Source organism: Mesorhizobium sp. B2-5-4, from assembly GCF_006441095.1.
In the GTDB taxonomy this organism is placed as follows: Bacteria; Pseudomonadota; Alphaproteobacteria; order Rhizobiales; family Rhizobiaceae; genus Mesorhizobium; species Mesorhizobium salmacidum.
The window spans coordinates 59,541-82,885 of sequence record NZ_VFUR01000017.1; the positions used below are offsets into that span (position 1 = coordinate 59,541).

Below are 23,345 nucleotides of genomic sequence, written 5' to 3' on the forward strand. Positions count from 1 at the left end.
CGGGCCTTCCGGCATCGGTTGTGAAAAAAGCGACTGGTATATCCAGCCGGGTTGCCGGGAATACCGACAATCACGCTTGATATGTATGGGGTCGACGGACTATGCGAGGGCATCGGCCACTCTGCGCAAGGCAGGAGAACCCATGCGTGTCCTGTCGGATGCTTTCATTCCCGAACTGCCGGGCTATTACAAAGGCAAGGTCCGCGAGAATTACGACCTTGCCGACGGCAGGCGCATCATCATCGCCACCGACCGTCTCAGCGCCTTCGACATCATCCTGACCTCGATCCCGTTCAAGGGAGAGATCTTGACGCAGACGGCGCGGTACTGGTTCGAGGAAACGGCCGATATCTGTCCGAACCATGTGCTGGAATATCCCGACCCGAACGTCGTCGTCGGCACAAGGCTCGACATCCTGCCGGTCGAGATCGTCGTGCGCGGCTATCTGGCCGGGACCACCAGCACCTCGATCCTGACCCGCTACCGGCGCGGCGAACGGGAGATGTACGGGATGCGCCTGCCGGACGGCCTGCGCGACAATGAGAAGCTGGCCGAGCCGGTCATCACGCCGACCAGCAAGGCCGCGGATGGGGGCCATGACGAGCCGCTGTCCAGGGCCGAGATCATCGAGCAGGGTCTTCTTACGCAGGAGCAGTGGGACACAGTTTCGAGTTACGCCCTGAAGCTGTTCGCCCGCGGCCAGGCGCGCGCCGCAGAGCGCGGCCTGATCCTTGCCGACACAAAATACGAATTCGGTACCGACAAGGACGGGACGATCATTCTCGCCGACGAAATCCACACGCCCGACAGCAGCCGCTACTGGATCGCCAGGAGCTACGAACAGGCGCTGGCTGATGGCACGCGACCGGAGAGCTTCGACAAGGATTTCATTCGCTCGTGGGTGACGGCGCGCTGCGATCCCTACAAGGACCCGATCCCGAGGATTCCGGACGAGATCATCGAACAGGCCTCCAGCGTCTATGCCCAGGCCTACGAGGCGATCACCGGCAAGGCATTCATCCCTGACACGTCCGGGAATACGGTTCTCGATCGTATCCGCGCGAACCTGAAGCGCTATTTTTGAGAGGTGCGATCTCGGGGAACCGCGTTCCTCGGCGATTGGGAGAAACCCTCTGATACCCGAAGCCGCTGAAAATCAGGCACAATCGGGCGAATGCCAGGTTAGCCGATGCCTTGGGGCGAGGAATCAGCAGCCGCCGCGCGTTGACCTATTCCTGTAGCGGCGATACGGGATCGATGACCATCATTGCTTAAGGATTCTGCCCATGGTGCAGTACGCGGACGGACGGCCGATCGGAGACCTGACGCTGCGCACGCTGGCCATGCCTTCGGACGCCAATGCCGCGGGCGACATTTTCGGCGGCTGGGTGATGGCGCAGATGGACCTTGCCTGCGGCATCCGCGCCGCCGAGCGCGCCAGGGGTCGCGTGGTGACGGCGGCTGTCAAGGAGATGTCCTTCGCCAAGCCGATGAAGATCGGCGACACGCTGTGCATCTACACCCATGTCGAACGCGTCGGCCGCACCTCGATGACGCTCAAGGTCGAGGCCTGGGCGCAGCGCTATCTTTCCGACCTGATGGAAAAGGTGACGCACGCCGATTTCATCATGGTGGCGCTGGACGGCGAGGGCAAGCCCAAGGCCGTTCCAGCCGAAAGCTGATTCGATACCGCCAATCCGGACATTTGTAACATCACCCGAGCGGAGCGATGCGGTCAGCGACATCCTGCCGTTGCCTCCACACCCAATTCTGCGGGCGTCGGAGGAAGACAATGCGTCAACACCTATTGAACGGCTGGCTTGCGGCGGCTCTCGCCGCGCTCGCCTGCCTGCTCGGCATAACCGCTTATGCCGAAGTCAAACAGGACCTTGGGCACACCGCCTGTCTGCGTGACACGGCTGGTGTGAAGGAGCGGACAGCGACGTGCACGATCTGCAGTTCGACGCCTTGCGGGGCCATGGCGCGAAGAGCCTGACCGGCTGCCTTTGGAATGTGGTCACCGCCACGCGCGTGAGCACACCTTGAGCGCCATGGGCGAACCAGGACTTCTCGTCCAGGGAACCATGACTTCGCCTTGAAACACGAACCGCCGCTCAGTGCGAAACTCCGGCCTCCTTGCCGCGCAAGGGTTCAGGCTTGCATCTCGTCGAATCTCGCGCGCGCCGACTGAACGCGTTGGGTGTTCTTGCGGGCCCATTCGCCGAGCGCGCCGACCGGGACCAGCAGCTCGTGGCCAAGCTCGGTCAGCTCGTAGTCGACGCGTGGCGGGATGGTCGGAAACACCTTGCGGGTGACGAAGCCGTCGCGCTCCAGGCCGCGCAAGGTGGTGGTCAGCATCTTCTGCGAGATGCCGCCTACGGCCGCGCGCAACTCGTTGAAACGCAGCGGTCCGCGGCCAAGCTTGCCGACCACGAGCACGGTCCATTTGTCGCCGACGCGCTGCAGGATCTCCGACACGGCCCGGCAGTCCTCGGTGTTATGCGGGTGCCTCAGTAACAAAAACGTGCCTCCTTGCGCGCCGGTTTGTCAGTATCACATATAGCGCCGGTATCCAAACGATACCAAAAATTCCCGCAAGGAGAGCCCCTTATGTCCAAGCCCAAAATCGCCATTGTCATCGGTTCGACGCGCGCCGCCCGCTTCGCCGACGTGCCGACGCAGTGGATCGCCAAGATCGCCAAGGCACATGCCGATATCGATGTCGAAATCGTCGACCTGCGCGATTTTCCGCTGCCCTTCTTCGATGAGGTCGCGTCTTCCGCCTGGGCGCCGTCGCAGAACGAAGTCGCACAGCGCTGGCAGAAGAAGGTCGCCGGATTCGACGGCTTCATCTTCACTGCCGCCGAGTACAATCACGGCCCGACGGCCGTGCTGAAGAACGCCATCGACTACGCCGCCAACGAGTGGAACAAGAAGCCGGCCGGCTTTGTCGGCTATGGCAGTGTCGGTGGTTCGCGCGCTGTCGAACAGCTTCGTCTCCACGCCGTCGAATTGCAGATGGCGCCGGTCAAGTCCGCCGTCCATATCGCATGGGGCGATTTCCTTGCCGTCCGCCAGGGCGAGAAGAAGCTCGAAGATCTCGAGCACCTGAACCAGGCCGCCACCGCGCTGGTCAATGACGTCGCCTGGTGGGCCAAGGTGCTGAAGGCCGCTCGTGCCGCCGATGCTATCGCCGGGGAAGCCCAGGCGGCCTGATCCGCCGGATCGGATTGTCCTCCCAAGGCTACGGGGCGGTGCTTGCGCCGCCCTTTTTTGTTGGCGGGTTTCTTGCAAAGAAGTTGCGGCTTGGCCTGAAACTGCTGGAAACGCCGCGCCGCACCAACCAAACCTCTTGGCGTTGCGGCGGAGCATAGGAGGTGAACTGTCACCGGACGTGCTGAGGGCCAGCCTGCCCGAGCGGGTTCCAACTGGCGGCGAACGGACAGCTAAAGGTCGCAATCGGCTGCGCCGTGGCGCGGGCGAGCAGCAGGGCGCGTTCCCTGTCATTGCGGGTCAATTGGGCGGCGTGGCGGAACGCGGCGCTGGCTTCCGCCTGATGGCCGAGTTTCTGCAGGAGATCGCCGCGCACCGTGGGCAGAAGATGCGAGTCTTTCAGGCGCGGCTCGTCCTTCAGCATCTCGACGATGGCAAGGCCTTGCGCGGGGCCGAACGCCATGCCGACCGCCACGGCGCGATTGATTTCAACGATGGGCGAGGGGGCCGTGAGCGCAAGCGCCTGATAGTAGGCCGATATCGCGATCCAGTCGGTGTCGGCGGCAGTCACCGCGCGGGCATGGCAGGCCGCGATCATCGCCTGCAGCAGATAGGGTCCAGGCGCTGATGTCAGGGCCATGGCGCGGTTCAGGCCGTCGAGGGCGCGCCGGATGAGCGACCAATCCCATCGGCCGCGATCCTGGTCGAGCAGCAGGATCGGGTCGCCCGCCCCGCCGGTGCGGGCCGCGAAGCGGGAGGCGTTGAACTCCATCAGCGATACCAGCCCCTGCACCTCGGGCTGATCTGGCATCAGTGCCGCCAGCGAGCGGCCGAGGCGCAGCGCTTCGCCGCACAGGCCGGCGCGCAGCCAGTCCGGTCCGGCGGTGGCCACATAGCCCTCGTTGAAGATGAGATAAACCACCTCCAGCACAGCACCGAGGCGTTCGCGCCGCTCTTGCGCACGCGGCGTCTCGAATGGGATGACGGCATCGCGAAGGGTTCGCTTGGCGCGCACGATGCGCTGGGCGGCGGTGGCCTCGGGCACCAGGAAGGCGCGGGCGATCTCCGGCGTCGACAGTCCCCCCAGCAGCCGCAAGGCCAATGCGGCGCGCTGCTCGGTTGGCAAGACGGGATGACAAGCGGTGAAGATCAACCGCAAAAGGTCGTCGTCGATATCCTCATCGAGCGCCCCCTCGATGTCGGGAATCTCGCGCTCCAGCTCGCTGAGGTCTACGGCGAGTTCGCGATGTTTGCCATCGATCATGGTGGTGCGGCGCAGCCGGTCGAGCGCGCGGTTCCTGGCGACCTGCGTCAACCAGGCGGCCGGATTGCGCGGAATGCCGTCGCGAGGCCAGCGCTCCAGCGCCAGCAGGAAGGCGTCCTGCGCGATTTCCTCGGCCAGCCCGACATCCCTGAGAGTGCGTGCCAATCTGGCGGTAAGCTTCGGCTGCTCGATCCACCAGACGGCTTCGATGGTTGCGTTGGGGGTCAATCCTTCAGGCTGCCGAGGCGGTCCGCCACCTTCTGGACGTCCTCGGGAAATTCGCTCATTTCAAAGACCTGGCGGATTTCGATCACGTCACTCTCCCCGGCGGGGCAGCGGCGGGCCCATTCAATGGCCTCGTCGCGCGAGCGTACATCGATCACCAAATAGCCGCCCAGAACTTCCTTGACCTCGGCGAAGGGGCCGTCGACGACCACAGGCTTGCCGCCTTTGAAGCTGACCCGCGCCCCGGAGGATGGCGGATGCAGGCCGTCGAGCGCCAGCAACACGCCGGCTTTCTTCAGCTCGTGATTGTATTTCATCATCCGTTCCACCGCCTCGGCGCCGGGCATGACATCGGGCGCGGCGTCCGCGTAGCCGCCGGGGATCATCAGCATCATAAACCGCATGGTCTTTCTCCTGGGTTGGGTTGGTTCAATCATATGACGAGCGGGCAATGGCGAAATCGACACGCGCGGCAAGAAAATTCAGGTCGCCAGCAGTTCAGGGCCACAGTGGTTCGGGTCCTTAGTAGTCGGGCCCTCAGCCAGGCCACAAGCCGGCTTGGTTGGACCGCCATATCGGCGGGGCTGCCATCTGGCCCCGCCGGTCGGCCCTGATATATCCGGCTGCGATCCATCACATGAGGGGCCTCGTGAAGTCATCCAGCCTGGCAGGCGCCGTTTCTCCCATGGTCCCGGTGCTTGTCTGCGCGCTCGGCATCTTCCTTCTGTCGGGGATGGACGCGGCCATGAAGGTCCTGGTCATCGCCGTCGGCGTCTACAACACGGTGCTGTGGCGCAGCATGCTCGCGACCGTGGTTGCGGGCGCCGGCTGGTCGGCGGGGCCGCGCACGCTGCCCACGCCTTCCGTGCTCAGGCTGCACGCATTGCGTGCCGCGGTCGTCGGCTTTGTCTTGCTGTCCTTCTTCTGGGGGCTCGCCAGACTGCCGCTGGCGGAGGCCATCGGGCTCAGTTTCGTAGCGCCGCTGTTCGCCCTGCTGCTGGCCGCGCTGCTGCTGGGCGAACGAATCCAGCGTCAGGCGATCTGGGCCTCACTGGCCGGCATTGCGGGCGTCGCAATCATCGTCGTCGGCCAGTTCGGGCAGACAAGCCATGCCAGGGATGCCTTGCTCGGCACGGGGGCGGTGCTGGTGTCGACGGTGTTTTATGCCTACAATTTGATCCTTGCGCGGCAGCAGGCGCTGTTGGCCAAACCGATCGAGATCATGCTGTTCCAGAACCTTTGCGTGGCGGTCATTCTCGGTCTCGCCGCACCCTGGCTCGCCATTGCCCTGCCGCGCGAGCTCTGGCTTCCGCTGGCCGGAGTGACGGCACTGTCGCTCGCCGGCCAGTTCCTGATGAGCTGGGCCTATGCGCGGGCGGAAGCGCAGTATCTGATCCCGACGGAATACTCCGCCTTCATCTGGGCGATCGCGCTTGGCTTCCTCTTCTTCGATGAGGCGGTGACTTGGACCACGCTGGCGGGAGCGGGCCTCATCGTGGCCAGTTGCCTGATCGCGGCACGTTCAAATCCCAGGCTTGCCGAGCCGATTGAAGCCGCTGTCTGAGGGCGTAAGCTTCCCGCCCACCGCAGGATCTGGCGGCGAGAAGGGAGGCAGCGATGGGCCGGGTGGATACCCTTCATCCAAGTAGATCCTTCATCTAAGTAGATCCTTTGCAATTTCTGGTTTATACACAATTTTACTAAATAGCTGCGGTTAACCGGCGCTCTCTTCACGGATAATAAGTATATGTCTTCCGAAAGATCGATGTTATGGTCAATTGTGTAATGATTCCCGGGAACGATATCGTTCCTTTCAACATTGATCCAATGCGGTCATCCGAAGTTCGTATCGAACGGTTCGAGCTGGCCTGGCACCGCGAGGAGGATTTATTCGATGAGCTTCTTCGTCAACGCCGTGGGTGTTCCTCTTCCCTATAGCGGCACGTCCAACCACTGGTACTCAGCGACAGGGGCCGGGCCGGACATGTATGGCAGCGCCGGAAACGATTCCTTCTGGGGAGCAGGCGGTGCCAACGTCACGATGCACGGTGGCACGGGCGACGACATCTATTACCTCTATGGGGCGGGCAACAAGGTGGCCGAGGCCGCCGGGGCAGGCATCGATACGATCAGCACATGGATGAGCTACAAGCTCCCCGACAATGTCGAGAACCTCATCGTCACAAACCCCAATAACTACGCCTTCGGAAATGGGTTGGACAACATCATCACCGCCACGGCCGGGCACCAGACGCTGGACGGCGGCCGGGGAAATGACGTTCTGATCGACGGCGGCGGCGGCTACGACACCTTCATCATCTCGAAAGGCAACGGAAGCGACCTGATCGCCAATTTTGCCGCCACCGACACCGTCCGCCTCAATGGCTACGGCTTCACGTCGTTCGACGCCATCCACTCGAACATGGTCCAGGCGGGATCGAACGTGCTGTTGAACCTCGGATCCGGCGAGATCCTCGAGTTCAAGGATACGACCGTCGACAAGCTGAATTCCAACCAGTTCCAGTTGCCGATCGACATGTCCGGAATGAAGCTGTCCTTCAGCGACGATTTCAACACGCTCAATCTTCACAATGCCCAGGGTGGCACATGGGATACCAATTTCTCATGGGGGGCGCCGAACGGCAGCACATTGACCAGCAATGGCGAGCTGCAATGGTACATCGACGCCAATTACGGGCCGACGAGCTCCGTCCACCCGTTCAGCGTGAACAACGGCGTGCTGACCATCACCGCCGCGCAGGCGCCGGCCGACATCAAGCCGCTGATCAATAATTACGAATACACGTCAGGCATCCTCAACACACACAGCACTTTCTCGCAGACCTACGGCTATTTTGAAATACGCGCCGACCTGCCCGAGAACGCCGGCGCCTGGCCGGCCTTCTGGCTGCTGCCGGCAGACGGCTCGTGGCCGCCGGAACTGGATGTGATCGAAACGCGCGGACAGGACCCGAACTCGTTGATCATGACGGCGCACTCGAATGAAACGGGAACGCACACCAAGGTGACATTGACGGTGAATACCATGGATACCGCCGGCTTCCACACCTATGGTGTGCTGTGGACGCCGGACAAGCTCGTCTGGACCTATGACGGTGTCCAGGTCGCGGAAACGGCGACGCCATCCGATATGCACAAGCCAATGTACATGCTGGCCGATCTCGCGGTCGGCGGCATTGCCGGCGCGCCTCCCGATCATCTGGCGACGCCTGCCGAGATGAAGATCGACTACATCCGCGCCTATACGCTGGACAACGCGCCGGCGAGCGCTCTGCACCTCACCAGCAGCACCGCCACGCACAGCATCGCCAGCAGCACACAGCACGGCGGTTCCGAATTCGGGGGCCACGTGTAAGGTCTCGGGATATGCAGCGGCGGGAAATGCGGAAATGACTGGACCCTCCGGCCTGCGGCCGGTCTTCATGCGCGCCATCGCCGATGTCGGCGTCTTCTCGCTGCTGATCAACATCCTGCTGTTGGTGATCCCGCTCTACCTGCTGCAGGTCTATGATCGCGTGCTGCCGTCCTCCAGCGTCGAGACGCTTGTCTATCTTTCGGCCATCGCGGTGCTCGCGCTCGTCTTCCTCGGGCTGCTGGACGCGATCCGCGCCGTTTACACGCAGCGCGTCGCGGCGACCGTCGACCGCAAGCTGGGTGCCGGCATCTTCGCCGTTTCGCTCGGCGCAAGATATGCCGGCGGTCTGTCGCCGCTGCGCGACCTCGCCTCGGTCTGCGCCTTCATCAGGTCGCGCGGCGTGGCGGTGTTGTTCGACCTGCCCTTCGCCCCTGTCTTCCTCGCCTTGCTCTATCTCATCCATCCGGTGCTGTTCTGGGTGACGGTCGCCGGCGCGGTGCTTCTGCTTTTCCTGGTCGTGGCCAACCAGCTTGCCATCGGCAGGAACGATGCCTTGTCCACGGAGCGTTCGGCCTTGGCCAGCCAGGCGGAACAGGCCTTTGTCCGCAATGCGGAGACGCTGCGCGCCATGGGTATGGTGGAGAACGCCGCGCGGGTCTGGGGGCGGCACGTAGGGGCGGCGCTCACCTTCCATGACCGTTCCTCGAGCGCCAATGCGATCTTCAGCGGCGCCTCGCGGGCGTTGCGCATGATGCTGCAACTGGCGATCCTCGGCGCTGGCGCATGGCTGGTGCTTCAGGGGCAGATGACGGCCGGCATGATCTTCGCCTCTTCGCTGGTGTCGTCGCGCGCGCTGCAGCCGCTCGACCAGCTGATCGGCGCCTGGCGGCAGATCGCCGACGCCCGGCGGGCGTGGGCACGGCTGGAAAAGGCGCTTGCGGCACGTCCGGCCGGGTCGCGAAAACTGATCCTGCCCGATCCGGCAGGCGCGATTTCCGCGCAGGACGTTTTCTTCATGGCGCCGAATGCCCGACCCGGCACGGAGCCCCTCCTCAAGCGGCTGACCTTTGCGATCGGCGCCGGCGAAGCATTGGCCATCGTCGGTCCGAGCGGCGCCGGCAAATCGACGCTGGCGCGGTTGCTCGTGGGTGCCGCCCAACCGACCGGCGGCTCAATCAGGATCGACGGCGCCGACCTCGGGACCTGGGACGAAAGCCAGCTCGGAAAGCATATCGGCTACCTCTCGCAGGAGGTCGAGCTCTTTCCAGGATCGATCGCGCAAAACGTCGCCCGCTTTGACCCGGAGGCGGACGACGGAGCGATCGTCGAGGCGGCAAAGCGCGCCCAGGTGCATGAGTTGATCCTGGCGCAGCGCGATGGCTACCAGACCATGATCGGCCCGTCGGACAGGGCGCTGTCGGGCGGCGAGCGCCAGCGAATAGGGCTGGCGCGCGCCTTCTACGGCAATCCGCGGTTCCTGGTGCTCGACGAGCCCAGCTCCCATCTCGACGGTAGCGGTGAGGCCGCGCTCGAGGCGGTGCTTGCGGCCGCGCGGACGGCGGGCGTCACGGTCGTCGCGATCACCCATCAGCCTTCGATCGCCGCTGCTTGCGACCGCGTGATGCTTTTGCGCGGCGGCATGATCGAAGCCTTCGGTCCAAGCGGCGAGGTGCTGCGGCGGTCGGTCACCGGCAAGGCGGTCCAGCAGAGCACGGTGGTGACTGGGTCGTTCGCCCCGACGATCCGCGCGGGTGGCAGTTTCGGATCCTGAGATGACGACACGGAGCCTCGCCTGGGACAGTCAGCCCCGCACCGACATAAGACGCGTGGCCCTTATCGGCTATGCCGCCATAGCGCTGCTGGCGGGCGGCTTCGGCTACTGGGCCGTCAGCGCCCCCTTGTCGGGAGCGGTGATCACGCAAGGCACGATCTCGGCAACCGGCGGAAACATCCAGATCCAGCATCGCGAGGGCGGTATCGTCCAGGCGTTGCTGGTCCATGAAGGCGATCGCGTGCAACTGGCCCAGGATCTGATCGTGCTGGACCCAACGGCCGCGCAGGCCGAACTCAACCGGCTGACGAGACAGTCGATCGCGCTCAGGGCGAGTGCGGCGCGGCTGGAGGCGGAACGCGACGGGTTGGACAGGCTGGCGCCAATCACCGAAGCGGCGCCGGCACCTTTCCAGCCCGATTTCGAGATCCTGATTCGGGAACAGCAAAAGGAATTCGACGCCAGGCTCGCCCGGTTCCGGTCGGAAAAATCGATCCTGGCACAACGGGTCGCCATGCACCGGCAGTCGGTGGCGGGGTTACAGGCCCAGAAACAGGCCGTTCAGCAACAAGCCGAAGTCGTAAAGAAAGAACTCGGCATCAAGACCGGCTTGCTGGACAGGGGCCTCACCAATCGTACCGAATACTCCCAGCTATTGCGCAGCGAAGCCGATCTCGTCGGGCAAGCCGGAGCGCTGGAGGCCAATCTCGCGACGGCCAACACCCAGATCGTCGAAGGCCAGGAGCAGACCGAGCGCCTGACCACGCAACGCGTCGAGGAGGCGCTGACGAAACTGGACGACGTTCGCTCCAATCTGGCCGATGTCGACGAACAGATCAGGGCGGCGGAGGCGGTGCTGCGGCGTACGACGATCAAGGCGCCGGTAGCGGGCATCGTGGTGTCGTCGACCTACAATTCCAAGGGCAGCGTGATTGCCCCGGGCGAAAAGATCATGGAGATCCTGCCCACTGCGTCGGGCCTGGTCGTCGATGCGAAGCTGCGGCCGAAGGACATCGATCAGGTCCGTGTCGGCCAGCCGGCGAAACTGCGATTGTCCGCGTTGAACTCGCGGTTCACGCCAGAGGTTTCAGCCACCGTGACGCAGATTTCGGCGGATCGGCTCATCGACCAGACCACGCGTGAACCCTATTTCCGCGCCAAACTGACGATTGCCGCCGACCTGCCGCCCGGCGTGAGGCGCGATCAACTTTATCCCGGGACGCCGGTCGAGGCGTTCATCAGCACCGGCGATCGGACTTTTTTCGAGTATCTCGCGCGGCCGATGCTCGATTCATTCGCGCGCGCTTTCGCGGAGCAGTAGATCCCCTTGGACATTTGAACGGTCAGCGTGCCATCTCGCGGTGGCCGCTGGGCATGCGGGTGGCGATCAGCTTGTCGATGCGGCGGCCGTCGAGGTCGACCACCTCGAAGCGCCAGCCCTGCGCGTCGACGCATTCGCCGGTCGCCGGCAGATGGTGCATGTGCGACAGCACATAGCCGGCGACGGTCTCGTAGTCGCGGTTCTCCGGCAGGTCGATGCCCAGCACCTCGGCCATCTCGTCGGCCTGCATGTAGCCGGCAAGTAGCCATGAGCCGTCATCGCGCTGGACGGCGTTTTCTTCCTCGCCGGCCTCGAGGTCCGAGCGGAAGACGCCGGTGATGGCTTCCAGAATGTCGGCGGGGGTGACAATGCCTTCGAAGTGACCGTATTCGTCATGCACCAGCGCCATCGGCACGTTGCTCTCCTTCAGCTTCTGCAGCACGTCCAGCGCATCGGCCTGGTCGTGCACGATGGGTGCCGCGCGCACATATTTGCGCGGGTCGAGCGCGCGGCCGCCGAGCAGTGCGGCCAGCACGTCGCGTGTCTGGATGACGCCGATCATGGCGTCGACCCCGCCGTCGCCCGCGGGCAGGCGCGAATGCTGGGTGTCCATCAGAAGCTTGCGGATCGTGGCTTCGTCGGACTGCAGGTTGATCCAGTCGACATCGGTGCGCGGCGACATGACGGCGCGCACGGCGCGGTCGCCAAGCCGCATGACGCCGGCGATCATGCGCCGCTCGTCGGATTCGATGGTGCCGTGATGCTCGGCCTCGGCGACCAGCATCTTGATCTCCTCGTCGGTGACCTTTTCCTCGCTTTCGCCGCGATGGCCGAGCAGCCAGAGCACGGAACGGCCCGAAATATCGAGCAGGAAGACCAGAGGGGCCGAGACGGAGGCAAGGATGGTCATTGCCGGGGCCGCGCGGGCCGCGACCCGCTCGGGATCGCGCAACGCAATCTGCTTGGGCACCAGTTCGCCGATGATCAGCGAGGCATAGGTGATGATGGCCACGACGATGCCGACGCCGAGCGGATCGGCGATGTTCTCGCGGATGCCTGTCGAAGCCAGATATTGCGCCAGCCTCTGGCCAAGCGTGGCCCCGGAAAAGGCGCCCGATAGCACGCCGACCAGCGTGATGCCGATCTGCACGGAGGACAGGAATTTGCCCGGATTGGAACCAAGCGCCAAAGCGCGGCCGGCGCCGTTGACGTTGCGGTCGATCATCGCCTTCAGGCGAGCCGGCCGCGACGAGACGATGGCGAGTTCGGACATCGACAGAAGGCCGTTCACGCAGATGAGGACGACCACGGTGGCGATTTCAACGTATAGCATGAGGGCTCAATAGCATTGCCGCACGGCTTTCGAAAATAGTCGGCGACCATTTTAGAAAGATGACGGCGGATGCGGGGCGATCAGACGGCGTCCCAGGGTGGCGATGAGAAATGCGCGACCAGCGCGTCGACGACGACCCGCACCTTGGGGGTCAAGGCCCGTGTCACCGGCCAGATGGCATGGACGGAAATGTTTTCGACCAGCGTGTCCATAAGCACCATTTCGAGCGTGCCGCTCCTGAGGCTGTCCGCCACCAGCCAGGTCGGCAGGAAGGTGATGCCGCAACCGGCAAGGACCGCGCCGAGCATCGACTCGCCATTGTCGAGCACCAGCCTTGCCCGCGGCGTGAACTTCACGACATGGCCATCGGCCTGCCTGATGCTCCAGGCGTGGGCGACGCCGTTGCGGGTGTAGCCGATCAGGTCATGGCCGGCGAGATCCTCGATTGTCCGGGGTCTGCCGTTTCTGTCGAGATAGGCCGGGGCGGCGCATATGGCCGAACGCTGGGTATAGAGCCGGCGTGCGGCGAGCGACAGGCTGTCGTCGAGGTCGCCCATGCGGATCGCAAGGTCGATGCCTTCCTCGATTAGGTCGACGCGGCGGTCGTTGAAGGAAATCTCCATGGCCAGATCGGGAAATCGCCTGGAAATGTCGAACAGCACGGGAGCCACGCAGCGGTGGCCGAAGGCCGAGGGCAGGTCGACCCGAAGCCGGCCCGAGGGCACCTGCCGGCGCGAGGCAAGCAGCGCCTGGGCGGCTTCGATCTCGGACAGTGCCCTGACGCAGGCTTCATAATAGGACAGGCCTTCACTTGTCGGGCTGAGGCTGCGCGTGGTGCGGTTGAGCAAGCGGATGCCAAGCCGCTGTTCCAGCTGCGCGACCGATTTGCCGACCGCCGATTTCGTCACGCGCAGCCGCTCTCCGGCGCCGGTGAAGCTTCCTGCCTCGATCGTTTGAACGAAGGCGACGATGCCTTGCAGATCCGCGGATTCCATCGATCTATTCCCATTGTAGAAATCTGAGCACCAACTCGTTGCCAATTATGGATCGTAGAAGCGCTTTTTTCCACAGTGAAACAGCGTAAATATCGGCCATGCAATCGGGAGCAGACGAATGAGCAGCGACATCAACAGATCCTGGCGGATGACCGGCTTCGGCCTGCCCAGGCTGGAATTGGCCGAAGGGAGGATTCCCGAGCCCGGGCCGCATGACCTGCTGGTGCGGATCAAGGCCATATCGCTGAACTACAAGGATAGGATGATCGTCGATGGCGTGCTGATCCCCGACCTTGGCTTTCCGTTCGTACCGACATCGGATGCTGTGGGCGAAGTGGTGGCGGTCGGCGGCGGTGTCAGCCGCTTCAAGACCGGCCAGCGCGTGCTGGGGCACGTGATTGCCGACTGGCCGGATGGCGATGCGCCGCCAGTGCTGCATCACCACACGCTGGGATCGTCGCTGCCCGGCACGTTGAGCGACTACCTGCTCCTGCATGAGGATGCCGCAGTACTGGCGCCGCCATCGCTCAGCGATGCGGAGGCTTCGACGCTGCCGATCGCGGCGCTGACGGCCTGGTTCGCCATGGCAGAGGCGACAAGACCTGTGCCTGGCCAAACCATTCTCATCCAGGGCACGGGCGGCGTCTCCCTGTTTGCGCTGCAATTCGCCCACGCCTTCGGCTTGCGCGCCATCGTCACGTCAAGCAGCGACGGCAAGCTCGAGCGGGCGAAGACGCTCGGCGCCTGGCAAGTGATCAACTATCGCGCCCGGCCGGCATGGGACGAGGCGGCGCGCGAGCTGACGGGTGGCGCCGGTGTCAACCATATCCTCGAAATGGTCGGCGGCGACAATGCGCGGCGCTCGCTCGACGCGCTGGCCGCCGACGGCCGGCTGTCGATCATCGGCCTCCTGGGCAGCATGGAGCTCAGCTTTCCGATCGTGCCCTTTCTGCGCAACCGGATTGTCGTGCAAGGCATTTCGATCGGCCACCGCCGGGCCTTCGAGCGGATGAACCAGGCGATCGAGGCGCTGGCGATCAAGCCGGTCATCGACAGGATCTTTGGTTTCGACGAGGTGCCGCGGGCCTTCGAGCATCTTGAGAAGGGGCCGTTCGGCAAGATCGTCATCACCACGGCCTGATCTCCGGTCACGGCAACTACCTCAGCACGCCGACGATTGCCTTGCCGTCGGTGAAATAGGGGTCGCCGCCGCCATTGCGGCCGGTCCGCGTGGGGCCGATGCCTGCCAGGTCGCTGGTCGAGGACAACAGGCCGGCGGCATTGAGATCGCCGATCACAAAGTCGCGTTCGGCATCGAGGTCGGGACCGATATGATGGGTGATGGCGCCCGTGTCGTGGCTCAAGCCGACGCCGCGATCGAAGCTGGCGGCGCCCAGCCAGAGTGGCGTTCCGTCGTCGCCGACCGTATCCGTCCGCCAGAAGCGGACATGGTGGCGCCGGTCGGCACTGTCGCCGACCGGCTTTTCGAAAGCGAGTTGCTGGGCGCGGCCCTCGAACAGCAGGCGGCTCATCGGCGCGTCGGGATAGGGCCGGGAAAACAGGACGCTTTCGCCGATGTCGATGGCGGTCCTCAAGGTGACGGCGTCGGCGGTGTCCCAGCCGGCGACGGCGAAAGCGTGCACCAGCTCCTTCTCCGTGCCGACCAGGCCGACATTGATGGGGTCGCCGGGAATGCCTTGCGGCGTGTGGGTGACCATCTCGAAGCGCTGGTTGCGAAAGCCGCGATCGCGGAATGTCCAGAATTCCGGCGCGGCGACATAGGCGAGCGCCACATACCCGGCCAATAAGGCCGGTACCCAGATCGCAATGCGTCGCCGAAGACTTTGCTGCCTCATGTGCCGTCGTCCGCCCCTTCCGGGCGTCACTCTATGCGGAGTCGTGTACCGCTGGCAGGGGGCATGCCATTACCGGCAGGCGCGATAACCGTTCTTGCGGTTCTTGATGTCGAAGTGGAAATGGTTGCGGTGATCGTAATTGTAGCCGGGACCGAGCACGGTGGTGAAATACTGGCAGCCGTCGGCGCGCACATTGTTGAGGAAGCCCCGGGTGCGGAAGGCGAACAGCCCGGGCTTGCGCACGTCGATGTCGTCGCCATTGTTGAGTTCGATGCTCATGACGTCGAGTGCGTTGCCCTTGCCGTGCTCCGACAGCACGCCTTCACCGGCAATGTTGCGGCAGGAATAGCTGGAGCCCTGGTGGATGGTCCTGACGCCGGAGAAGTAGCGCCAGCGGGCGGAGGGAACGAGTTCGTTCTTCGTCCAGGCGGCGAAGGTGGCGGCCATGTCGCAGGTCAGCGTCGCCGCGGGTTTCATCTGGATGCCGCCGATGGCCGAGACCTTGACCGGATAGTCGATGCCGCACTGGCCCTCGTGGATCGGCGCCAGATCGGTGTAGGCGACATCGAGGCGCTTCAGCTGCTGGCGGCAATCGGCTTCGCTGGCTGGAATCTGCTCGACCGGCGACATCGGCTCATCCATGCGTGGATAGGCGGCCTGCGTCATATAGGGATTGGACGGAACAAGCTTCTGCATGCCCGTATATTGCGGCACGGCCGCGGTCTGCGAGCCGACATCGACGGCAGGCTGCAACGACAGCACGCTGCCGGTGTTGCAGGCCGAAACCGCGGCAAGTGCAAGGCTGGCGGCCAGCAACGCAGCGGGTTTCAATTGGCGTGCGGCGGCGAGGAAAACGGCGCGAAATGTGCCGGCCATTGGCGGAAATCCTAATTCTGGATATCCGGCATTTTAACGATCAAGGGTAAAGGAAAACTCAGCGCCCGTGTTCATGCCTGCGGCTGAATTGCGGCGGAGGTTCCGCTCACTGGCAAAACGTACCGCCATGCCGGCGCGGCTCCAGATCGAAATGAAAATGCAGCGCGTGGTCGGCGTCGGCGCCGGGGCCGAGTACGGTCTTGAACGGGCCGCAGGCGGCCTTGCGCACTGCGTCGAGGAATTTGCCGTCCTTCTCGGGCGGTGCCGGGCCAACCTCGATCGTCTTGCCGTCGGAAAGCGTAAAGCTGGCAATGTCGAGCGCGTTGCCGAAAGCATGTTCCGACAGTTTGCGCGTGCCGTTGCGCGGCCGGCAGATGAAGGCCGATGCCTGGCCGATCGATTTCAGGTCGGCGCCGAACTCGGCTTTCGCCGCCGGCTGGATGACGTCGGCGGCGAAACGCGCCGCTGCCTCGGCCATCGGGCAGTTGAGTTCGGTGCCGGGGGCAATCGCAATCGACTTGCCGAGCGTCTTCAGCACGATCGGGTAAGGGATCGAGCAGCCGATTTCGGGGTTGCTCTCGGCTTTGTGCTCCTCGAATTCGACGCCGAGCGTCTTCAGGCGCTCGCGGCAGGCGACTTCCTCCGCCGGCATCTTGTCGGCGGGAAGATCGGCCGAGCGTGGATCGGGCAGCATCTTCTCCTCGTCGGCCGCATCGGCCGGCTTTGGCGTCGGCTGAGGGGCGACGGCCGGCGGCTGAGGCTCGGGCGTCGTGGTGCCCGGCTTTGGCGTCGGTATTGGCACCACGGCTGGCGGCTCCGGCTCGCTTTCCGTTTCGGCTGGTGGTTCGGGCGGTGTCTGGCTTTTCCGATGGGCCTCTTCGTCCTTGAGCAGATCGGGGTCCTTGAGCAGATCGGGGTCCTTGAGCAGATCGGGGTTCTTGAGCAGATCGGGCGCTTGGCCGTTCTTTGGACCTCCAGCGTTCCGGTCTTGCGTCTTTGGAGCGTCGACCTTTGGAGTGTCCGCAGGACGTGGCTCGGGCACCGGAACATAGGCGGATGGCTGGATATCCTGCGTTTTCCGCGGCGCTGGATTTGACGCCGGGTGCTGCCTGGCCCGCGCTCTCGACTGCCGCTTGCCTCGCGGGCTCAGCGGCTGATCGGCCCGCTGTGTCAGCGGCTGCTCCACGCGCGGGCTTAGCGGCCTGTGATGTTTGTGACGATGTTTGGCCTCGGCCGGCATGACCAGCAGAGCCGTGACGGCCATCGCCGATGCAATCATCCTGGATCTACGGGAAGAGCTCAGCTTTGCCATCACCCACGAAACGGCGCCGGTCGGCTGAAGTTGCCTGGACAGGCGCTTCGACCCGATCACAATCGGTTACCTCCGCGTTACGCGCCGATCGCTTCCAGTCCCTCTTCCAGCAAGTCGGCGAGCAGCGGCATGCCAAGCAGGTATTTCGCCGTGCGCTTGTTGGCCCGCTCTCGCGCCGCCGCCACCGCCTCGGCCCATTCCGAGGCGTCGTAGTCGCCGCGGCCGACCCAGGCCAGCGCGATCAGCTCGGCGGCCTCGTCGATATTGAGGTCATTGATCAGCTCGCGCAGCTCTTCCTCGGTGAGGTTTTCCGAGCTTTCCTCGGCAAGGCCGTCATGGTGGTGGTTGTCATGCCTATCGCCGTCGAACTCGACCTCGTGTTCGGCGCCGCCGGCATAGTCCTCGTTGACGGCCGCGCTCAGCGCCTTGGCCTTGAGAATGAACAGCCGCACGGTATCGGGGCCGATCGTGAGATCCCAGTCTTTGTCAAGCCGCCGCTGCACGGGCCCTCTCCGTGGATCGTCTCATTCGAGGGCGATGATACCGGATTTGCGGCGTCCGTCACCTCATGTTCTCCAGACGGGCTTTTTCCGGGATGAAACGCGGATCGCTTGGCGTTAGTGTTGCATTGTCACACCCTCAGGAGGTTTTCCATGCATAAAAGAATGCTGATCCAGGCAGCCGCCGCGCTTGTCGCCGTGCAGTTCCTTGCCGTTCCGGTGTTTGCGGCAGGCAGTGGTGGCGACACCAATACGACCACCCAATGCAAGAAGGGTATGGTCTGGGACAAGAAGAAGAACAAATGCGTCGCACCCCAGGAAGGCAAGCTGGACGACGACAGCATCTACTATGCCGGACATGACCTGGCGATGGCGGGCCGCTATGACGAGGCGATCGCCGTGCTCAGCCTCGCCGCCAACAAGCAGGATCCGCGCATCCTCAACTATCTCGGCTACTCGCACCGCCATTCCGGCCGCGTCACCGTCGGCCTCGGCTATTACGAGGAAGCGCTGCGCATCGACCCGAATTACACGCTGGTGCGCGAATATCTCGGCGAGGCGCATCTGCAGATCGGCGACCTAGCCGGCGCCCAGCAGCAGCTGACGGAGATCGAAAAGCGCACCGGCAAGGGTTCGCGCGAATACGGCATGCTGGCCGAGCAGATCGAGCATTTCATGAGAAGCTGATCGGGTTTCATGGTCTCGAAACGGCCGCGAGCAATCGCGGCCGTTTTTGTTCGCTCCATCCCACAGCCACCTTCGCTGACAAAAGAAGGGATGATTTTTGCAAAACCGATTTTTGAGCGTGAAAAGCCCGCAAAGATTGCTATATTCAGGGAAATTGCGGTGAAACGGTTCCGTTAGCCCGAGGCTGCCGGACCGTTTTCTTTTTATACCCAACGACAAGGCTTCCCCCGAAACGCGGGGGCGGCGGCAGGAAAGGTCAGGCACTATGAACAAGGTCCCGATGACAGGCGAGGGGTTCGCGTCATTGAAGGAAGAACTGCGCTGGCGCCAACAGGAAGAGCGGCCGCGCATCATCGAGGCGATCTCCGAGGCGCGCTCGCATGGCGACCTGTCCGAAAATGCCGAATATCATGCCGCGAAAGAGGCGCAGAGCCTCAATGAGGGCCGCGTCAACGAGCTCGAAGATTATATCGCGCGCGCCGAGGTGATCGACGTCACCAAGCTCAGCGGCGACAAGGTCAAGTTCGGCGCCACCGTGGTGCTGGTCGACGAGGACACCGAGGAGAAGAAGACCTACCAAATCGTCGGCGACCAGGAAGCCGACGTGAAATCGGGCCGCATCTCGATCTCCTCGCCCATCGCCCGTGCGCTCATCGGCAAGGAAGTCGGCGACGCCATCGAGGTCAATGCGCCTGGTGGCGCACGCGGGTACGAGATCGTCCAGGTGCAGTTTATTTAGGACCTTTGATAATTCTACTCTGGCCGCCAACTAGCCCGGGTTTCTGCGCTTCCGGTGCTCAACGCACTTTAAAGTACGCGCCGCTCCGGTTCTCGAAGAACCAAGCTATTTGACTCGCCAGAGCGAATTCTGAAAGGTCCTAAGCCGGCGCTTGTAATTTCAGTGCCAACAGTTTCTCCGCCTCAGCCACAACCTCGGTCGGCGTCACGCCCCAGCCGGCCGGCGCCAGCAAAGTCGACGCATAAGGCCCACGCGGCCCGGTCAAGCCCGGCTCCGTCGCCAAAAACACCGCAACCGTCGGCAGGCCGAAAGCGCTGGCGAGATGGGTCAATCCCGTATCGGCGCCGATGACCAGTGTCGAGCGCCCGAGGATGGCCGCGATGTCGGCCAGCGGCGATTTGGGCACCACGACCGTGGATGGCACGGCCTTGGCGATCGCTTCGGCCACCGTCTTCTCACGCTCGTTGGACCAGGTGGTGACCGGCGTCATGCCGCGCTCGACCAGCAGGCTGGCGGTTCCGATCCAGTCCTCGACCGGCCATTTCTTGTCCTCGCGGCTGGTGCCGTGCAGCAGGAAGGCGGTTTTGCCGTCGATGCCGGCCAGACTGCCGGAGGGTGGCACAATGCCGGAGTCGAGGGTCGACAAATCGGGCTGGTAGCCAAGCGCCAACCCGAACAGCCGCCGCGTCCGCTCGATGGCGTGCAGGTCGCGCGGCACGGCGTGGGTGATGTCGTAGAACAGCGTCGCCGAGGGTTCGCGCGCACTCGACCGGTTGAAGCCGGCAATCGGCGCACGTGCCTGGCGCGCCACCAGGGCCGACTTCAGCAGGCCTTGCGCATCGATGATGAGGTCATACCGGCAGGCGCGCAAAGCACGGCGCAAGGCCGCCGCCTCGCGCCAGGTGTTCGTGTCGAAAAGGGTCTTTCGCCAGCGCCTTATCGCCACCGTATGGATGGTACCGATCGCTGGATGCAGGGCGACGATGCCGGCAAAAGCCTCCTCCACGCACCAGTCGAAGATCACGTCCGGCCGGTTGAGGCTGGCATCCTCAAGTGCCGGAAAGATGTGGATGACGTCGCCCATCGACGAGGTCTTGACGATCAGCACCTTCATGCCGCGGCCGGAAGTTCCAGCAGCCGGTCGGCCGCCGCGGCGACCTGCCGGACTTCCAATGCCTTCAGGCAGTTAAGGTGGCCGAGCGGACAGATTTTCCGGTGGCAGGGCGAACAGGACAGGCCGAGCCAGACCAGTTCGCGTCGCTCCGCCAGCGGCGGCGTATTTTCAGGCGAGGTCGAGCCGTAGACGGCAACGATCGGCGTGCCGACGGCGGCCGCCACATGCATCAGCCCGCTATCATTGGAGACCGCGAGCCTTGCCGCCGCGATCAGGTCGATGGCGTCCTCCAGCCGCGTCTGGCCGGCGAGGTCGACGACACCGGGGGCAAGGGCGGCGATCTCCGCCGTCACGTCGCGATCGTTCTTCGAACCGAACAGGGCGACCTTCAAGCCTTTGCCCCTGAATTCGCGGGCAAGGCCGGCATAGCTTTCACTTGGCCAGCGCTTGGCCGGACCGAACTCGGCGCCGGGCATCAGGGCCACGAATTCCCGCGGCGCCAGACCGACCCGGTCGAGCAGGGCGGCTTGGTTTTTCGGATCCACGGTCAGCCGGGGCGCGCGGAAACTGCCGCCCTGGGCGAGCCCGAAATAGGCCTGAGCAGTGCGCCGTTTCACGGCGTCGGGCAATGGCACGATGTCGGTCAGCAGGCCGTAGCGCATTTCCCGAAGGTGGCCGAAACGACGCGGAATGCGGGCAAAGAACGGGATCAGCGCCGACTTCCAGCTGCCCGGCAGGACATAGGCCATGTCGTAGCGGCCGCGCAGCAGGCGGCCGAAGCGGCGGCGATGGGTGAATTCGAGCGCGCCGGGCTGCAGCGGAAAGTCGATCTGCTGGCGGATTTCGGGCATGCGCTTGACCAGTGGTGCCGCCCAGGCGGGCGCCAGCACATCGATCGCGGCGTCGGGATGGCGTTCCTTCAGCGCCGAGAACAGGCACTGCGCCATCACCATATCGCCCACCCAGCGTGGGCCGATCACGAGGATCGTTGGGCTTTCAGCCATTCGACATAGTCTCTGACGCCGGTTTCTACTGTGCGGAATTGCCCGTTATAGCCGGCCGCGCGCAAGCGGGACATATCAGCCTGGGTAAAACTCTGATAGCTGCCCTTGAGATGGTCGGGGAAGGGGATGAACTCGACCTCGCCCTTGCCCAGCGTGTCGATGACCGTTTCGGCGATGGCGCGGAACGGCTGGGCGTGCCCGGTACCGCAGTTGAAGATGCCGCTCGCGCCGCGCTTCCACAGCCACAGATTGACGTCGGCGACATCGCCGACATGGATGAAGTCGCGGCTCTGTTCGCCTGGCCCGAAGCCGTCATGGGCACCGAACAGCTTCGGATTCTCGCCGCGCTCGACCTGGTTGAACAGATGGAAGGCAACCGAGGCCATGGCCCCTTTGTGCGCTTCGCGCGGGCCATAGACATTGAAGTAACGCAGCCCCGCGACTTGCGAATGATCGGCGTCGAACACCGTGCGCCTGACATAGTCGTCGAAGAGTTTCTTGGAATAGGCATAGACGTTGAGCGGCCGCTCGAGCGCAGCCTCCTCGCGAAATTCGGCGCCGCCGCCATAGACCGAAGCGGAGGAGGCGTAGAGGAAAGGCACGCGCAGCGCCTGGCAGGCATGCAGCAGCCGTTTCGAATAGGCGTAATTCACCTCCATCATGAACTTGCCGTTCCACTCGGTGGTGGTCGAACAGGCGCCCTGATGGAACACGGCCTCGATGCGGCCGAGCGAGCCGGCCTCCATGCGGGCCAGGAAATCGTCCTTGTCGAGATAGTCTGCTATCGTCAAATCGGCCAAGTTGGCGATCTTGTGGCCGTCGGTGAGATCGTCGACGACCAGGATGTCGTCATGGCCTTCCGCATTGAGCGCGGCGACGATGTTGGAGCCGATCATGCCGGCGCCGCCCGTGACGATGATCATGAAGGCCTCTGCTTGCGTGCGATTCCGGTCCTTATAAGGGAGGCTGGCCGGGCTGTCGACAAAGCAGGTGATTGCGTCACAGTGGCGCCGCAAAGCTGCCGCTTCTGTCGGTTCGCCGCTGGACGGGACCATGAGGGACAAGAAATGCCGTCGACCGAACTGCTGATCGCGTTCTTCGCCACCACGGCGATCTTCGCCTACATTCCGGGTCCCGCGATGCTCTACGCCGCCGCGCAAACGATGGCGCGCGGGCGCTGGTCGGGGCTGACGGCGGCACTCGGCATTCATCTCGGCGGCTATGTGCATGTCTTTGCCGCCGCCGCCGGCTTGTCCGTGCTGTTCCATGCCGTGCCGCCGCTCTACATGGCGGTCAAGCTGGTCGGCGCGCTTTACCTCATCTGGCTCGGCATTTCGCTGTTTCGCAAGCGCGTGGAGGGCGACGTGGCGCTGCCGGCGATCGAGCGCAAATCGGCCCGCCGGGCGTTTTTCGAGAGCATCACCGTCGAGGTGCTCAACCCCAAGACCGCGATCTTCTTCATGGCGTTCCTGCCGCAGTTCATCGATGCCTCGGCAACCTTGCCGGTCTGGCTGCAATTCGTCGTGCTGGGCACGATCGTCAACCTGATGTTCTCCTCGGCCGACATCGTCTGCGTATTCCTGGCCGGCCTCGTGATCGGACGGCTGCGGCGTTCGAGCGGGGCGCAGCGCCTGATGCAGCGGGCCGGCGGCGCGGTACTGGTCGGCCTCGGCGTCCACGTCGCCCTGCAGAAAACCTGACCTGTCCGGGTTTGCCTCTGCCCCTGGCGTTGCGCTGTGCCGAATTGCGGTATATCGGC

General features: G+C 64.0%; 23 protein-coding genes. 11 read left to right on the forward strand and 12 right to left on the reverse strand.

Translation table 11 applies throughout. The features are described from left to right. Positions 1–142 precede the first annotated feature (142 nt). Positions 143–1,084: a phosphoribosylaminoimidazolesuccinocarboxamide synthase gene (locus FJ492_RS20910; protein WP_140771996.1), complete on the forward strand. Its 942-nt coding sequence runs from the start codon at positions 143–145 to the stop codon at positions 1,082–1,084. 202 nt (positions 1,085–1,286) lie between these two features. After that, positions 1,287–1,682 carry an acyl-CoA thioesterase gene (locus FJ492_RS20915; RefSeq protein ID WP_027143305.1) on the forward strand — a complete coding sequence of 132 codons (396 nt, stop codon included), beginning with the start codon at positions 1,287–1,289 and terminating at the stop codon, positions 1,680–1,682. 469 nt (positions 1,683–2,151) lie between these two features. Here FJ492_RS20915 and FJ492_RS20925 read toward each other — a convergent pair whose 3' ends face one another. Then, positions 2,152–2,520: a helix-turn-helix domain-containing protein gene (locus FJ492_RS20925; RefSeq protein ID WP_140751139.1), complete on the reverse strand. Its 369-nt coding sequence runs from the start codon at positions 2,518–2,520 to the stop codon at positions 2,152–2,154. Positions 2,521–2,610: 90 nt separating this feature from the next. Here FJ492_RS20925 and FJ492_RS20930 point away from each other — a divergent pair, with 90 nt between their 5' ends. After that, the gene (locus FJ492_RS20930; protein WP_140505003.1) at positions 2,611–3,216 is read left to right on the forward strand and encodes an NADPH-dependent FMN reductase; all 606 of its coding nucleotides are present in this window, start codon (positions 2,611–2,613) and stop codon (positions 3,214–3,216) included. Between the two features lie 169 nt (positions 3,217–3,385). On the opposite strand, the gene FJ492_RS20935 is transcribed toward FJ492_RS20930, so the two are convergent. Together FJ492_RS20935 and FJ492_RS20940 are read right to left on the reverse strand one after the other, a co-directional pair. Then, the gene (locus tag FJ492_RS20935) at positions 3,386–4,705 is read right to left on the reverse strand and encodes an RNA polymerase sigma factor (RefSeq protein WP_246676079.1); all 1,320 of its coding nucleotides are present in this window, start codon (positions 4,703–4,705) and stop codon (positions 3,386–3,388) included. Beyond that, the gene (locus tag FJ492_RS20940; protein WP_140772094.1) at positions 4,702–5,106 is read right to left on the reverse strand and encodes a YciI family protein; all 405 of its coding nucleotides are present in this window, start codon (positions 5,104–5,106) and stop codon (positions 4,702–4,704) included. The genes FJ492_RS20935 and FJ492_RS20940 overlap by 4 nt, the downstream gene beginning before the upstream one ends. A gap of 233 nt (positions 5,107–5,339) precedes the next feature. Here FJ492_RS20940 and FJ492_RS20945 point away from each other — a divergent pair, with 233 nt between their 5' ends. The 4 genes from FJ492_RS20945 to FJ492_RS20960 all read left to right on the forward strand — a co-directional run bounded on the left by FJ492_RS20945 (position 5,340) and on the right by FJ492_RS20960 (position 11,170). Next, positions 5,340–6,266 carry a DMT family transporter gene (locus FJ492_RS20945; RefSeq protein WP_140772001.1) on the forward strand — a complete coding sequence of 309 codons (927 nt, stop codon included), beginning with the start codon at positions 5,340–5,342 and terminating at the stop codon, positions 6,264–6,266. A gap of 330 nt (positions 6,267–6,596) precedes the next feature. Then, positions 6,597–8,078, forward strand: coding sequence for a family 16 glycosylhydrolase (locus FJ492_RS20950; protein ID WP_140772004.1), 1,482 nt, complete (start codon positions 6,597–6,599; stop codon positions 8,076–8,078). A gap of 34 nt (positions 8,079–8,112) precedes the next feature. Beyond that, on the forward strand, positions 8,113–9,849 hold the full coding sequence (locus FJ492_RS20955; protein ID WP_140772007.1) for a type I secretion system permease/ATPase: 1,737 nt from the start codon (positions 8,113–8,115) through the stop codon (positions 9,847–9,849). 1 nt (position 9,850) lies between these two features. Continuing rightward, complete coding sequence (locus tag FJ492_RS20960) at positions 9,851–11,170, forward strand: HlyD family type I secretion periplasmic adaptor subunit (protein ID WP_140772010.1); 1,320 nt, start codon at positions 9,851–9,853, stop codon at positions 11,168–11,170. Positions 11,171–11,192: 22 nt separating this feature from the next. Here FJ492_RS20960 and FJ492_RS20965 read toward each other — a convergent pair whose 3' ends face one another. Next, positions 11,193–12,503: a hemolysin family protein gene (locus FJ492_RS20965; protein WP_140772012.1), complete on the reverse strand. Its 1,311-nt coding sequence runs from the start codon at positions 12,501–12,503 to the stop codon at positions 11,193–11,195. An 80-nt stretch (positions 12,504–12,583) separates the two neighbouring features. Further along, positions 12,584–13,498, reverse strand: coding sequence for a LysR family transcriptional regulator (locus FJ492_RS20970; RefSeq protein WP_140772015.1), 915 nt, complete (start codon positions 13,496–13,498; stop codon positions 12,584–12,586). A gap of 118 nt (positions 13,499–13,616) precedes the next feature. Here FJ492_RS20970 and FJ492_RS20975 point away from each other — a divergent pair, with 118 nt between their 5' ends. After that, entirely contained in the window at positions 13,617–14,639 is a 1,023-nt protein-coding gene (locus tag FJ492_RS20975; protein ID WP_140772017.1) for an NAD(P)-dependent alcohol dehydrogenase, read from the forward strand. A 16-nt stretch (positions 14,640–14,655) separates the two neighbouring features. Here the strand turns inward: FJ492_RS20975 and FJ492_RS20980 are convergent, their stop codons facing one another. The 4 genes from FJ492_RS20980 to FJ492_RS20995 form a co-directional block, all read right to left on the reverse strand. Continuing rightward, positions 14,656–15,354 carry an LssY C-terminal domain-containing protein gene (locus tag FJ492_RS20980; RefSeq protein ID WP_140772020.1) on the reverse strand — a complete coding sequence of 233 codons (699 nt, stop codon included), beginning with the start codon at positions 15,352–15,354 and terminating at the stop codon, positions 14,656–14,658. Positions 15,355–15,423: 69 nt separating this feature from the next. Further along, the gene (locus FJ492_RS20985) at positions 15,424–16,230 is read right to left on the reverse strand and encodes an extensin family protein (protein ID WP_140505013.1); all 807 of its coding nucleotides are present in this window, start codon (positions 16,228–16,230) and stop codon (positions 15,424–15,426) included. Positions 16,231–16,336: 106 nt separating this feature from the next. Next, positions 16,337–17,416, reverse strand: coding sequence for an extensin family protein (locus FJ492_RS20990; RefSeq protein WP_181166715.1), 1,080 nt, complete (start codon positions 17,414–17,416; stop codon positions 16,337–16,339). A gap of 203 nt (positions 17,417–17,619) precedes the next feature. Continuing rightward, a complete protein-coding gene (locus tag FJ492_RS20995; protein ID WP_140505015.1) occupies positions 17,620–18,045 on the reverse strand; it encodes a DUF3775 domain-containing protein in 426 nt (141 codons plus the stop codon). A gap of 150 nt (positions 18,046–18,195) precedes the next feature. Here FJ492_RS20995 and FJ492_RS21000 point away from each other — a divergent pair, with 150 nt between their 5' ends. Both FJ492_RS21000 and greA read left to right on the forward strand, forming a co-directional pair. After that, a complete protein-coding gene (locus FJ492_RS21000; protein ID WP_140712380.1) occupies positions 18,196–18,729 on the forward strand; it encodes a tetratricopeptide repeat protein in 534 nt (177 codons plus the stop codon). Positions 18,730–18,994: 265 nt separating this feature from the next. Next, the gene (gene greA / locus FJ492_RS21005) at positions 18,995–19,468 is read left to right on the forward strand and encodes a transcription elongation factor GreA (protein WP_023671981.1); all 474 of its coding nucleotides are present in this window, start codon (positions 18,995–18,997) and stop codon (positions 19,466–19,468) included. A 139-nt stretch (positions 19,469–19,607) separates the two neighbouring features. Here greA and waaC read toward each other — a convergent pair whose 3' ends face one another. Genes waaC through rfaD form a run of 3 tightly spaced genes read right to left on the reverse strand, consistent with a single transcriptional unit; the run spans position 19,608 to position 22,509 of the window. Then, positions 19,608–20,582 carry a lipopolysaccharide heptosyltransferase I gene (gene waaC, locus FJ492_RS21010; RefSeq protein WP_140772026.1) on the reverse strand — a complete coding sequence of 325 codons (975 nt, stop codon included), beginning with the start codon at positions 20,580–20,582 and terminating at the stop codon, positions 19,608–19,610. Continuing rightward, on the reverse strand, positions 20,579–21,586 hold the full coding sequence (gene waaF / locus FJ492_RS21015; protein ID WP_140772030.1) for a lipopolysaccharide heptosyltransferase II: 1,008 nt from the start codon (positions 21,584–21,586) through the stop codon (positions 20,579–20,581). Before waaF ends, waaC begins: the two co-directional genes overlap by 4 nt. Continuing rightward, a complete protein-coding gene (gene rfaD, locus FJ492_RS21020) occupies positions 21,559–22,509 on the reverse strand; it encodes an ADP-glyceromanno-heptose 6-epimerase (RefSeq protein ID WP_140505021.1) in 951 nt (316 codons plus the stop codon). The genes waaF and rfaD overlap by 28 nt, the downstream gene beginning before the upstream one ends. Before the next feature lie 144 nt (positions 22,510–22,653). Here rfaD and FJ492_RS21025 point away from each other — a divergent pair, with 144 nt between their 5' ends. After that, a complete protein-coding gene (locus FJ492_RS21025) occupies positions 22,654–23,286 on the forward strand; it encodes a LysE family translocator (RefSeq protein WP_140751159.1) in 633 nt (210 codons plus the stop codon). The last annotated feature ends 59 nt before the right edge of the window (positions 23,287–23,345 follow it).

Coding starts and splice junctions, on each gene's coding strand:
- FJ492_RS20910 (WP_140771996.1), top strand. CDS start 143: ATGCGTGTCCTGTCGGATGCTTTCATTCCCGAACTGCCGGGCTATTAC.
- FJ492_RS20915 (WP_027143305.1), top strand. CDS start 1,287: ATGGTGCAGTACGCGGACGGACGGCCGATCGGAGACCTGACGCTGCGC.
- FJ492_RS20930 (WP_140505003.1), top strand. CDS start 2,611: ATGTCCAAGCCCAAAATCGCCATTGTCATCGGTTCGACGCGCGCCGCC.
- FJ492_RS20940 (WP_140772094.1), bottom strand. CDS start 5,106: ATGCGGTTTATGATGCTGATGATCCCCGGCGGCTACGCGGACGCCGCG.
- FJ492_RS20945 (WP_140772001.1), top strand. CDS start 5,340: ATGAGGGGCCTCGTGAAGTCATCCAGCCTGGCAGGCGCCGTTTCTCCC.
- FJ492_RS20950 (WP_140772004.1), top strand. CDS start 6,597: ATGAGCTTCTTCGTCAACGCCGTGGGTGTTCCTCTTCCCTATAGCGGC.
- FJ492_RS20955 (WP_140772007.1), top strand. CDS start 8,113: ATGACTGGACCCTCCGGCCTGCGGCCGGTCTTCATGCGCGCCATCGCC.
- FJ492_RS20960 (WP_140772010.1), top strand. CDS start 9,851: ATGACGACACGGAGCCTCGCCTGGGACAGTCAGCCCCGCACCGACATA.
- FJ492_RS20965 (WP_140772012.1), bottom strand. CDS start 12,503: ATGCTATACGTTGAAATCGCCACCGTGGTCGTCCTCATCTGCGTGAAC.
- FJ492_RS20970 (WP_140772015.1), bottom strand. CDS start 13,498: ATGGAATCCGCGGATCTGCAAGGCATCGTCGCCTTCGTTCAAACGATC.
- FJ492_RS20975 (WP_140772017.1), top strand. CDS start 13,617: ATGAGCAGCGACATCAACAGATCCTGGCGGATGACCGGCTTCGGCCTG.
- FJ492_RS20980 (WP_140772020.1), bottom strand. CDS start 15,354: ATGAGGCAGCAAAGTCTTCGGCGACGCATTGCGATCTGGGTACCGGCC.
- FJ492_RS20985 (WP_140505013.1), bottom strand. CDS start 16,230: ATGGCCGGCACATTTCGCGCCGTTTTCCTCGCCGCCGCACGCCAATTG.
- FJ492_RS21000 (WP_140712380.1), top strand. CDS start 18,196: ATGCATAAAAGAATGCTGATCCAGGCAGCCGCCGCGCTTGTCGCCGTG.
- greA (WP_023671981.1), top strand. CDS start 18,995: ATGAACAAGGTCCCGATGACAGGCGAGGGGTTCGCGTCATTGAAGGAA.
- waaC (WP_140772026.1), bottom strand. CDS start 20,582: ATGAAGGTGCTGATCGTCAAGACCTCGTCGATGGGCGACGTCATCCAC.
- waaF (WP_140772030.1), bottom strand. CDS start 21,586: ATGGCTGAAAGCCCAACGATCCTCGTGATCGGCCCACGCTGGGTGGGC.
- rfaD (WP_140505021.1), bottom strand. CDS start 22,509: ATGATCATCGTCACGGGCGGCGCCGGCATGATCGGCTCCAACATCGTC.
- FJ492_RS21025 (WP_140751159.1), top strand. CDS start 22,654: ATGCCGTCGACCGAACTGCTGATCGCGTTCTTCGCCACCACGGCGATC.